The sequence below is a fragment of the Mesorhizobium sp. CA13 genome, assembly GCF_020165235.1.
GTDB lineage: Bacteria > Pseudomonadota > Alphaproteobacteria > Rhizobiales > Rhizobiaceae > Mesorhizobium.
The window spans coordinates 37632-47775 of the sequence record NZ_JAIUHS010000021.1; the positions used below are offsets into that span (position 1 = coordinate 37632).

Below are 10144 nucleotides of genomic sequence, written 5' to 3' on the forward strand. Positions count from 1 at the left end.
GGAGGTTAGCGTGGCAAGAAATCCCAGGATCACTTTCATCGGCGCCGGCTCGACCGTGTTCATGAAGAACATCGTCGGCGACGTGCTGCAGCGGCCGGCGCTTTCGGGCGCGACGATCGCGCTGATGGACATCGATCCGCAGCGCCTGGAAGAGAGTGCCGTCGTCGTCAACAAGCTGATCGCGACGCTCGGCGTGAAGGCGAAAGCGGAGACCTATTCCGACCAGCGCAAGGCGCTGGCCGGCGCCGACTTCGTCGTCGTCGCCTTCCAGATCGGCGGCTACGAGCCCTGCACCGTCACCGACTTCGAAGTGCCGAAGAAATATGGCCTGCGCCAGACGATTGCCGATACGCTCGGCGTCGGCGGCATCATGCGAGGCTTGAGGACCGTGCCGCATCTGTGGAAGATCTGCGAGGACATGCTCGCCGTCTGCCCCGAAGCGATCATGCTGCAATACGTCAACCCGATGGCGATCAACACCTGGGCGATATCGGAGAGATATCCAGAGATCAGGCAGGTCGGCCTCTGCCACTCGGTGCAGGGCACCGCGATGGAACTGGCGCACGATCTCGATCTTTCCTACGAGGACATCCGCTATCGCTCGGCCGGCATCAACCACATGGCCTTCTACCTGAAGTTCGAGCATCGCCAGCCCGACGGCTCCTACCGCGACCTCTACCCAGATCTCCTGCGCGCCTATCGCGAGGGCCGCGCGCCCAAGCCCGGCTGGAATCCGCGCTGCCCCAACAAGGTGCGTTACGAAATGCTGACCCGGCTCGGTTATTTCGTCACCGAAAGCTCCGAGCATTTCGCCGAATACACGCCCTATTTCATCAAGAGCGGCCGTCCCGACCTGATCGAGAAATATGGCATTCCGCTGGATGAATATCCCAAGCGCTGCATCGAGCAGATCGAGCGTTGGCGGGGGCAGGCGGAAGCCTACCGCTCGGCCGAGCGCATCGAGGTCGAGCAGTCGAAGGAATATGCCTCCTCGATCATGAATTCCGTCTGGACCGGCGAGCCATCGGTGATCTACGGCAATGTCCGAAACAATGGCTGCATCACCTCGCTGCCCCGCGAATGCGCCGCCGAGGTGCCGTGCCTGGTCGACGCCTCCGGCATCCAGCCGACTTACATCGGCGATCTGCCGCCGCAATTGACGGCGCTGATCCGCACCAACATCAACGTGCAGGAACTGACGGTGCGGGCGCTGATGAGCGAGGACCGGGAACACATCTATCATGCGGCGATGATGGATCCGCACACGGCAGCCGAGCTCGATCTCGACCAGATCTGGTCACTGGTGGATGAGCTTCTTGCCGCTCACGGCGACTGGCTGCCGGCCTGGGCGCGGACAAGCCGCAAGACTGAAGCTGCCTGATGGGCTCGGTCTCTCATTTCGGCTCGTCGGCGTCTGGTTCTTCCTCGTCGTCGCGGGCTTTGATGACATAGGCGCCCTTCAGCCAGCGGTTGAGGTCGATGTCCTTGCAGCGCTTCGAGCAGAACGGATAGGTCTCGCGCGCCGAAGGCTTGCCGCATTCGGGGCAGGGGCGCTTTGGCCGCAGCGGCGTCACCTTGTCGTCCGAGCTCATGGCCGCGCCGTGGACCAGTTTTGATGGACTTTGAAGCCTTCGCCCGAAAGCAACGCGACGGTCTCGTAAAGCGGCAAGCCGACCACATTGGTGTAGGAGCCGACCAGCTTGACGACGAAAGCGCCCGCAAGCCCCTGTACGGCATAGCCGCCGGCCTTGCCGCGCCATTCCCCCGACGCGACATAGGCGTCGATCTCCTCGCGCGGCAGCCGCTTGAACCGCACCCGCGTCTCGACAAGCCGCTGGCGCAGTTTGCCGCCGGGCGTGATCAGGCAGATGCCGGAATAGACCCGGTGCGAACGCCCCGACAGCAATCCGAGACAGTTGGCGGCATCGTCGAGCGTCTCGGCCTTGGGCAGGATGCGCCGCCCGACGGCGACCACCGTGTCGGCGGCCAGCACCAAGGCCGGCGCGTAGTCGGTTTCCGACTTCAGCGAGGCGAACGCCTTTTCGGCCTTTTCCTTCGAAAGCCTTTTGGCCAGCGAGCGCGGATGCTCGGCACGCAGCGGCGCCTCGTCGATGTCGGCAGGCAGTATGCGGTCCGGCTCGATGCCGGCCTGCTGCAACAGTTCGATGCGGCGCGGCGAACCCGAGGCAAGCACCAGCTTCAGCAAAATGCTCATCGCGGACCAGTCGGCCTTGATCTTACTTGAAACGATAGGTGATGCGGCCCTTGGTCAGGTCGTAAGGCGTCATCTCGACCAGAACCTTGTCGCCGGTCAGCACGCGGATGCGGTTCTTGCGCATGCGGCCGGCCGTATGGGCTATGATTTCGTGTTCGTTTTCGAGTTTCACCCGGAACATGGCGTTGGGCAGCAGTTCCGTGACGACACCCGGAAACTCGAGGACTTCTTCCTTCGGCATTCGATACCTTTGCTTGGATGGTTTCCCGGCGTTTAGAGCATGATGCCGAAAAGTGTGAAGCGGTTTTCGGACGACATCATGCTCTACTTCTTTGATCTGGAGTCGGATCCTGTCAGGTCGAAGAGACCCAATCGCATCCGACTCCAGCCGGAAATTCGGCGGAACCTATATGATAATCGTCGGCTTGTGAACACGCTTAATCCGTCGTGTTTTTTGCTTCCGGAAGCAAAAAACGTCGGCCTATGCGCAACTTCAGCCGTTCGCGCACATCGCGATAGGCCGCGATGATCTGCTCGCGCGTGCCGCCGGCGCCGGTAGGGTCCGGCGTCGGCCAGTATTCGACCTCGACGGCGAGCGAGCGGGTGAGCTCCAGCGCGGCATGGTGCGCCTCCGGCGCGAGCGTGACGATGAGATCGAAATAGTCGTCTTCCAGCTCGTCCATCGTCCTTGGGTGGCGCTCGCCCAGCGACAGGCCTTCCTCGGCAAGCACGGCATCGACGAACGGGTCACGCTCGCCGCTGCGCACGCCCGCCGAGGCGACGAAGGTGGTGGCCGGCAGCATGCGCCGCGCCAACAGCTCGGCCATCGGCGAGCGCACGGCATTCATGCCGCACAGGAACAGGATCGAACGGGGCGGCGCGCCGGCGGTCAGGGGTTAACCCCGCCAATGGAGCACGCAGACCAGCGTGAACAGCCGGCGCGCCGTGTCGAAATCGATGTCGATCTTGCCGGCGAGCCGGTCCATCAACGTCTGCGAACCTTCGTTGTGCAGGCCGCGGCGACCCATGTCGATCGCCTCGATATGGCTCGGCGTCGAGGAGCGAATGGCGTCGTAATAGCTTTCGCAGATCAGGTAGTAGTCCTTGACGATGCGCCTGAGCGGCGTCAGCGACAGGATATGGGTGACCACGGCGGAACCGTCGTCGCGCGTCACGGCGAAAACCAGGCGGGACTCGGCCAGCGACAGCTTCAGCCGGTAGGGGCCGGCGCCGCTGTCGTTGACCGGCTGAAAACTGTTCTCCTCGATCAGGTCGAAGATCGCCACCGCGCGTTCGTGCTCGACGTCCGGCGTCGAACGGCCGATCGATTCATCGAGTTCGACATCGATCAGCCTCGCACGGGTTTGATCGGAGCCCGACATGGCGCCTACATGTTCAGCCGGATAGCGACGGAGCGTCCATGCGCGTCGAGCCCTTCCGCCTTGGCCAGCGCGATCGCGGCGGGCGCCAGCGCCCGCAATTGCTCGGGCCCGAGCTTCAGGATCGAGGTGCGCTTGACGAAATCGAGTACCGAAAGGCCTGACGAGAAACGCGCCGAGCGCGCCGTCGGCAGCACGTGGTTGGAACCGCCGACATAGTCGCCGATGGCTTCGGGCGTATGGCGGCCGAGAAACACGGCACCGGCATTGTGCATCCGCGACAGGAAACCCTCGGCGTCGTCGATTGCCAGTTCGACATGCTCGGCCGCGATGCGGTCGACCAGCGGCAGCGCTGCCTCGATCGCCTCGACCTCGATCACCGCGCCGAAATCGCGCCAACTCGCCGCCGCCGTCTCCGCCCGCGGCAGGCCCGGCAACTGCCGTTCGACCGCCTCCGCCACCGCCTTGCCAAAGGCCGGATCGTCGGTGATCAGGATCGACTGCGCCGACGCGTCATGTTCGGCCTGGGCCAGGAGATCGGCGGCGATCCAGTCGGGATCATTGTCGCCATCGGCCACGACGAGCACTTCCGAGGGGCCGGCGATCATGTCGATGCCGACCGTGCCGAACACCTGGCGCTTGGCCGCCGCGACATAGGCATTGCCAGGGCCGACGATCTTGGCGACCGGCTTTATCGTCTCGGTGCCATAGGCCAGGGCAGCGATCGCCTGGGCGCCGCCGACGCGATAGATTTCCGGCACGCCGGCAAGGTCGGCCGCCACCAGCACGAGCGGATTGATGACGCCGCCCGGTGCCGGCACCACCATGACGATGCGCTCCACGCCGGCGACCTTGGCCGGTATGGCGTTCATCAGCACCGAGCTCGGATAGCTCGCAGTGCCGCCCGGCACGTAAAGCCCGACCGCCTCGACCGCGGTCCACCGCCAGCCGAGCTCGACGCCCGCGGCATCGGTAAAGCGGTCGTCCGTCGGCCGCTGCCGCTCGTGATAGGCGCGGATGCGGTCGCGCGCGAATTCGAGCGCCTCGATCGTCTGGTGGTCGCAAGCGGCATAGGCGCGGGCGATCTCGTCCTTCGACACGGCAATGCCGAGTTCCCTGAGGTCGGCCCGGTCGAAGCGTCTGGTAAAGTCGACGAGGGCGGCGTCGCCGTCGGCGCGCACGCGCGCGATGATCTGGCGCACGGCCGCGTCGACGTCGGCCGACACTTCCCTCTTGGTGGTGAGGAAAGCGGCGAAACGCTGTTCGAAATCGGCGTCGGACTGGCGAAGCGTGATGGCCATCGCTCAGGCCCTGTGCACGGGACGCGACGTGGCTTCCCACGCGCCGCCGACATCGGCAAGGCGGGCCTCGATGCATTCGACATCGAGCATGATCGCGCCGCCTCCTGAAAAGATCAGCTCGACGATACCGGCCGGCTTGCTGATCTCGATGAAGCTGATCGCCAGCAGCGACAGCACTTCGGCCGGCTTGTCGCGGGCAATGCCGCTGGTTTTGGCGCCCAGAACCCGATCGAAATGCAGCACGGCCTGGCGCCGCTCGTTATGCTGGCGAAAGAAGCCCGATTTGGCCTCCCAGACGAAACGGTTCATGGTCAGCACGAAACGCTTGGCCGCGGGAAGGTATTCAAGGTCCGAGACTTTCATCACGGCGTCCTGGACATGGGCGGATACGATGCTCAGGTCCTGGTCGTCGAGGGCGATAAGCTTGAGGCCGTTCATGCGGATTTCGCACCTGAAAATTGACTGTTCAGCCTTCTGTTAGAGCATGATCCCGAAAAGTGGAAACCGCTTTTCGGAAAAGATCATGCTCGAGCAGGAATCCGGAGGTCGTTCCGGTCCGCGCAGCCGTGAGGCGGGCCTAAGCCGAAATGCGCTCGATCACGGCGCCGCAACTGGACAGCTTTTCTTCCAGCCGCTCGAAGCCGCGGTCGAGATGATAGACGCGGTTGACCGTGGTTTCGCCTTCGGCCGCCAGGCCGGCGATGACCAGCGAAACGGAAGCGCGAAGGTCGGTCGCCATGACAGGCGCGCCCTTCAATTTCGGCACGCCCTCGACGATCGCCGTCTGGCCCGAAAGCGTGATGTGGGCGCCCAGGCGCGCCAGTTCCTGCACATGCATGAAGCGGTTTTCGAAGATGGTCTCGGTGATGCGCGACTTGCCCTTGGCCATGGTCATCAGCCCCATGAACTGCGCCTGCAGATCGGTCGGGAAGGCCGGGAAGGGCGCCGTCGTCACGTCGACCGGCGAAATGCCGGCGCCGTTGCGCTTGACGCGGATGCCGGAATTCGTCTGCGTGATCTCGGCGCCTGTCTGCGAGATCACGTCCAGCGCGGTCTGCAGCAGGTCGGAACGCGCGCCTTCGAGCACGACGTCGCCGCCGGTCATGGCGACGGCCATGGCATAGGTGCCGGTCTCGATGCGGTCCGGGATGACGCGCACGCGCGCGCCCGACAGCGCCTCGACGCCGTCGATGGTGATGGTCGGCGTGCCGGCGCCGGAAATCTTGGCGCCCATGGCATTGAGGCATTCGGCGAGGTTGACGATCTCGGGCTCGCAGGCGGCGTTTTCGAGCACCGTCTCGCCCTTGGCGAGCGACGCGGCCATCATGAGCACATGGGTGGCGCCGACCGACACTTTCGGAAAGACGTAACGGTTGCCGACGAGGCGGCCATTCCTGGTCTTGGCGATGACGTAGCCGGTGTCGACGTCGATGTCGGCGCCCAGCACCTGCAGGCCTTCCAGGAACAGGTCGACCGGCCGCGTGCCGATGGCGCAGCCGCCCGGCAACGACACCTTGGCCTCGCCCATGCGGGCCAGCAGCGGGCCGATGACCCAGAACGAAGCGCGCATCTTCGACACCAGCTCGTAAGGGGCCGTCGTGTCGACGATGTTGCGGGCGGAGAAATTGATGGTGCGCGAATAGCCTTCATTCTGCTTTTCGCGGCGTCCGTTGACCGAATAGTCGACGCCGTGATTGCCCAGGATGCGGATCAGCTGCTCGACATCGGCCAGATGCGGCACGTTTTCGAGCGTCAGCGTGTCGTCAGTCAGAAGGGACGCGATCATCAGCGGCAGGGCGGCGTTTTTCGCGCCCGAGATCGGAATGCTTCCGGCGAGCTTGTTGCCGCCGACAATTCTGATGCGATCCATGAAGACTATCCCCTCGGCCCCGAAAGCCGGTTTCAATCGTTTGAGTATCGGCCCGTCTAGACCATCGGCCAATCTGGTTCAAGAATTAGGCTGGTTCAAGAAATAGGATTTCCTGGCACCCGACCCAAGAGTGGCTGATTTGAGTTAATCTTTTTGTATTTCCTTCACCGCGCCGAGCCCGTCAGTCCGCTGGTCCGCGTCGCCCGCGCGCTGTTTGTCGGCGTCGCCGGTGCGCTGCTTGTCAGCGTCGCCGGTGCGCTGTTTGTCAGCGTCGCCCGCGCGCCGCGAGCGCGACTGCGCCTTGCGTTTCAGCAGATTCGCGCGCAACTGCTCGGCCAGCCGGTCCTTGCGGCCGGTGCCGCCCTTTTTCGGTGGAGTTGTCGTGTCGTTCATCGTCCCGTCCTAGCCGGCGGCCGGCCAGCCCGCTATTCAGGCATAACCAACATTGTGGCGCGGCCATGTCATCAGAACCTATCCGGCAAGGCTTTCACAGATGCATTGCACTTGGCCTTGCGCTTGCCGGTTCGATATGGCAGAAGCCCCGCCATCAGCGGCTGCGGTAGCTCAGTGGTAGAGCACTCCCTTGGTAAGGGAGAGGTCGAGAGTTCAATCCTCTCTCGCAGCACCAGCCTATCCCATTGAAATCGCTGAAGCCCTTGACATGCAAGGCTCTGTGTCCATTCTGACGTTACAAAAACCGTAACAAATGGGATGGACTTGATGGCTGGTCGCGTTCGAAATCTCCTAAACCGGGACGGCCGCTATTTTGCTCGGCTCGTCGTTCCGAAAGAGCTGCGTCCCTACATGGAAGGCAAGACGGAGCTGCGAACGGCCCTCGGGCCTGACTACCGGGCGGCGTTGAAGACACTCCCTGGGGCGGTCGCAGCCCTACAGAACAGGATAGCACTCGGCGAGCGCCGGGCAATCGATGCCGGCGAACGATCCATAACTACCGGGCGCTATCCGCTGTCTCCGCCCCAAATTGCGGTTCGCGATTACCAGGCGCAGCTGACCTTTGACGAAGAAATCCGAGCTAATCACCATCAATATGCGTCCTTTGACGTGGGCTATGATGAGGGGCTGCCCTTCCGCGAAGGCTATTCTGGAAAGCTGTCTGATGACCAGCTTGAACTGCTAGTGGGCGATCGAATCGAACGCTACCGAACTTTGGGCAATCACGCAGCGCCGAAGGGAAGCGCGGAATGGCGCCAGATCGCAAGAGCCCTTTGTGTTTCGAGCTATGAGGCATTGGCGAGGCGGGGCGAACGAAACGAGGGTGACTTCACAGGTAGCCCCTCGCATCCCCTGCTAACGACCGCCCAGCCCGCTGAGGATGAGCTTGAGCCCGTGTCGCTGAAGGGCCTGCTTATCGACTACCTTGATGAGCGCGCTGCCGACGGGAAGGGCAGAGAGGCCCGTAAGCGCTGGACGCCCGTTTTCGCCAACTTATCCAAGTTCATCGGCCACGACGACGCCCGCAAACTTACCAAGCAGAACCTGCTGGAGTGGAAAGATGCAAACCTGAAGGTGCTGGCGAGCAAGACCGTCAGTGACGTCTACTTGACCTCTGTTCGAACGATCTTGAAGTGGGCTGTCAACAACGATCGGCTCAAGACAAACGTCGCGGAGAACGTGCGGATCAAGGTTTCGAAAAAACAGCGTTCGCGCGAACAGGGCTTCACCACGGACGAGGCTGTTGCCGTTTTGAAGCTGGCTCGAGATTACCAGCCAAAACACTCCGATAATCCGCGGACGCGCGAAGCGCCCCAAACGACCGCAGCCAAACGGTGGTCGCCGATCTTGTGCGCGCACACGGGCGCTCGAATTGCCGAGATCACTCAGCTTCGGAAGCAGGACTTTCGCTATGAGAAGGGTGTCCCGGTGGTCCGGATTGCGCCGGACGCCGGTTCCGTCAAAGCTGGCAATTATCGCGATGTTCCATTGCACAAGCAGCTAGTGGAGCTGGGCTTTATGACCTTTGTGAATGCCGCTGCCGACGGTCCGCTCTTCTATCCAGCTTCCAAGAAGAAAGATGGGTCTCTGCCGGCCCGAACCGTCGCCGGTCGGGTAAGCCAGTGGTTGCAGGCGCAGAAAGTCATTCCCGAAGGCGTCAGCCCCAGTCATGGCTGGCGTCACCGGTTCAAAACAGTCGGCCGCGAAGTAGGCATTGCAGACCGGACGCTGGATGCAATCCAAGGTCATGCAGGACGCACCGCGGGTGACGACTATGGGGACGTGACCATCTCGGCGAAGGCTTCTGCGATTGGACAAATGCCACGATACGAATATTGAAAACGACGTTTCACCAAATCTTGAAACGGATACTTGAAGCGCATTTGCCGAGATTCCACTTGTCCCTGACAACAGGATTGTTGCAGCCACTGAGCGAAGGAGAACCATGTGGCGAACTTGTCCGAGAAGAAAGACGCCGAAATCGATCAGTGGATACGCAACCACGAACAAAAGCGTGCGACAGGTGCGCCACTTTACCTGCAATTGCTAGAGGAGCGAGCGCGGCGGAGTCAGGGAAAGGGTCACCTCAGCATCGACAAGTCTCTCGAATTGCTCTCCCAAGCGGCGATCGAGCAACGATGCGTCACCTATGGCGATCTAGCAAAGGCAAGCAACGTAGAATGGAGCCAAGCCCGACATCGCATGAGCGGTGCGAACGGACACCTCGATCGGCTCCTTGATGTCTGCCATGTTCGCAACTTACCCATGCTGCCTGCAATTTGCGTCAATGAGAGCGGTCGCGACACCGGAGAACTGGAAGCAAGCGCATTAGAGGGCTTTGCCGCTGGGGCCAGGCGGCTCGGCTTTGCAGTGGCGGACGCGCTTTCATTTCATCACCAAACGCGCGATGCCTGCTGGCAATGGGGCCGAGATCAATCGCGAACTGGCTGAGGCAATGTCGTTGGAGCTCCTAGCTAAGCAATCCATTTGTTTCCCGGCAGATCGGTGCACTGAAATGCCAGACAGCCGCGCCGCAGGATGAAAATTGGCAAGTTTTTCCCACCAAAACTTTCTTCAGTTGGCCTTTTCGCCCGGGAAATCGGCTTTCCGAGCATAGGGTGCACCGAATCAACGACTCTGGCGACCTAATAACTTGGTCAGTGTAGGCCTTGAACCGGAACCCTCACGAGGCCTCCCTCTGGCCCAGCTTCTCTAGGGCCATCGCTACTCGGCCATTCAGGGTCTCGTAGGCGAGAAGGCTACCTGAGGCCCCGCTACCGAGCCTGTTCAACGGGCGAATCTTGAGCCCCTTAGCTCGCAGGATCCGCTTGAGCGCAGGCCTGGCGGTTTGGGCTGCTGCCGGTTTCGTGGACACCGAGATAAGGTGTTTGACGGAACTGGAGAGTGGGAATGCAAAGAAGGAAGT

At 62.2% G+C, this 10144-nt stretch carries 12 protein-coding genes and 1 tRNA gene; 4 read left to right on the top strand and 9 right to left on the bottom strand.

Features of this window, described 5'->3' with window-relative positions; genetic code table 11:
- The first annotated feature begins 10 nt into the window (after nucleotides 1-10).
- The gene (locus LB566_RS29285; protein ID WP_224629543.1) at nucleotides 11-1381 is read left to right on the top strand and encodes an alpha-glucosidase/alpha-galactosidase; all 1371 of its coding nucleotides are present in this window, start codon (nucleotides 11-13) and stop codon (nucleotides 1379-1381) included.
- Between the two features lie 13 nt (nucleotides 1382-1394).
- Here LB566_RS29285 and yacG read toward each other — a convergent pair whose 3' ends face one another.
- The 9 genes from yacG to LB566_RS29330 all read right to left on the bottom strand — a co-directional run bounded on the left by yacG (nucleotide 1395) and on the right by LB566_RS29330 (nucleotide 7158).
- Complete coding sequence (yacG, locus tag LB566_RS29290) at nucleotides 1395-1592, bottom strand: DNA gyrase inhibitor YacG (protein ID WP_140552671.1); 198 nt, start codon at nucleotides 1590-1592, stop codon at nucleotides 1395-1397.
- Nucleotides 1589-2215, bottom strand: coding sequence for a Maf-like protein (locus LB566_RS29295; RefSeq protein ID WP_224629553.1), 627 nt, complete (start codon nucleotides 2213-2215; stop codon nucleotides 1589-1591). The genes yacG and LB566_RS29295 overlap by 4 nt, the downstream gene beginning before the upstream one ends.
- 22 nt (nucleotides 2216-2237) lie before the next feature.
- Nucleotides 2238-2456 (bottom strand): translation initiation factor IF-1, encoded by a 219-nt coding sequence (gene infA / locus LB566_RS29300; protein ID WP_006200926.1) that lies wholly within the window; start codon nucleotides 2454-2456, stop codon nucleotides 2238-2240.
- A 196-nt stretch (nucleotides 2457-2652) separates the two neighbouring features.
- Nucleotides 2653-3063 carry a low molecular weight phosphatase family protein gene (locus LB566_RS29305; RefSeq protein WP_263498433.1) on the bottom strand — a complete coding sequence of 137 codons (411 nt, stop codon included), beginning with the start codon at nucleotides 3061-3063 and terminating at the stop codon, nucleotides 2653-2655.
- Nucleotides 3064-3111: 48 nt separating this feature from the next.
- Entirely contained in the window at nucleotides 3112-3597 is a 486-nt protein-coding gene (locus tag LB566_RS29310; protein ID WP_224629554.1) for a UPF0262 family protein, read from the bottom strand.
- A gap of 5 nt (nucleotides 3598-3602) precedes the next feature.
- The gene (hisD, locus tag LB566_RS29315) at nucleotides 3603-4895 is read right to left on the bottom strand and encodes a histidinol dehydrogenase (protein WP_224629555.1); all 1293 of its coding nucleotides are present in this window, start codon (nucleotides 4893-4895) and stop codon (nucleotides 3603-3605) included.
- 3 nt (nucleotides 4896-4898) lie between these two features.
- Complete coding sequence (locus tag LB566_RS29320; protein ID WP_140501047.1) at nucleotides 4899-5333, bottom strand: DUF2948 family protein; 435 nt, start codon at nucleotides 5331-5333, stop codon at nucleotides 4899-4901.
- 139 nt (nucleotides 5334-5472) lie between these two features.
- On the bottom strand, nucleotides 5473-6765 hold the full coding sequence (gene murA, locus LB566_RS29325; protein ID WP_224629557.1) for a UDP-N-acetylglucosamine 1-carboxyvinyltransferase: 1293 nt from the start codon (nucleotides 6763-6765) through the stop codon (nucleotides 5473-5475).
- A gap of 144 nt (nucleotides 6766-6909) precedes the next feature.
- The gene (locus tag LB566_RS29330; RefSeq protein WP_224629560.1) at nucleotides 6910-7158 is read right to left on the bottom strand and encodes a hypothetical protein; all 249 of its coding nucleotides are present in this window, start codon (nucleotides 7156-7158) and stop codon (nucleotides 6910-6912) included.
- Nucleotides 7159-7318: 160 nt separating this feature from the next.
- Between LB566_RS29330 and LB566_RS29335 the strand changes: the two genes are divergently transcribed.
- The 3 genes from LB566_RS29335 (at nucleotide 7319) to LB566_RS29345 (ending at nucleotide 9669) form a co-directional block, all read left to right on the top strand.
- Nucleotides 7319-7393 (top strand) — tRNA-Thr (locus tag LB566_RS29335).
- A gap of 92 nt (nucleotides 7394-7485) precedes the next feature.
- Complete coding sequence (locus LB566_RS29340; protein WP_224629564.1) at nucleotides 7486-9057, top strand: tyrosine-type recombinase/integrase; 1572 nt, start codon at nucleotides 7486-7488, stop codon at nucleotides 9055-9057.
- A 108-nt stretch (nucleotides 9058-9165) separates the two neighbouring features.
- Entirely contained in the window at nucleotides 9166-9669 is a 504-nt protein-coding gene (locus tag LB566_RS29345) for a hypothetical protein (protein WP_224629565.1), read from the top strand.
- Nucleotides 9670-10144 lie beyond the last annotated feature (475 nt).

Excerpts from the sequence above, each read along its gene's own strand:
- hisD (WP_224629555.1), bottom strand. The coding sequence starts at position 4,895 with ATGGCCATCACGCTTCGCCAGTCCGACGCCGATTTCGAACAGCGTTTC.
- LB566_RS29330 (WP_224629560.1), bottom strand. The coding sequence starts at position 7,158 with ATGAACGACACGACAACTCCACCGAAAAAGGGCGGCACCGGCCGCAAG.
- LB566_RS29310 (WP_224629554.1), bottom strand. The coding sequence starts at position 3,597 with ATGTCGGGCTCCGATCAAACCCGTGCGAGGCTGATCGATGTCGAACTC.
- LB566_RS29320 (WP_140501047.1), bottom strand. The coding sequence starts at position 5,333 with ATGAACGGCCTCAAGCTTATCGCCCTCGACGACCAGGACCTGAGCATC.
- murA (WP_224629557.1), bottom strand. The coding sequence starts at position 6,765 with ATGGATCGCATCAGAATTGTCGGCGGCAACAAGCTCGCCGGAAGCATT.
- LB566_RS29295 (WP_224629553.1), bottom strand. The coding sequence starts at position 2,215 with ATGAGCATTTTGCTGAAGCTGGTGCTTGCCTCGGGTTCGCCGCGCCGC.
- LB566_RS29305 (WP_263498433.1), bottom strand. The coding sequence starts at position 3,063 with ATGAATGCCGTGCGCTCGCCGATGGCCGAGCTGTTGGCGCGGCGCATG.
- infA (WP_006200926.1), bottom strand. The coding sequence starts at position 2,456 with ATGCCGAAGGAAGAAGTCCTCGAGTTTCCGGGTGTCGTCACGGAACTG.
- LB566_RS29340 (WP_224629564.1), top strand. The coding sequence starts at position 7,486 with ATGGCTGGTCGCGTTCGAAATCTCCTAAACCGGGACGGCCGCTATTTT.
- yacG (WP_140552671.1), bottom strand. The coding sequence starts at position 1,592 with ATGAGCTCGGACGACAAGGTGACGCCGCTGCGGCCAAAGCGCCCCTGC.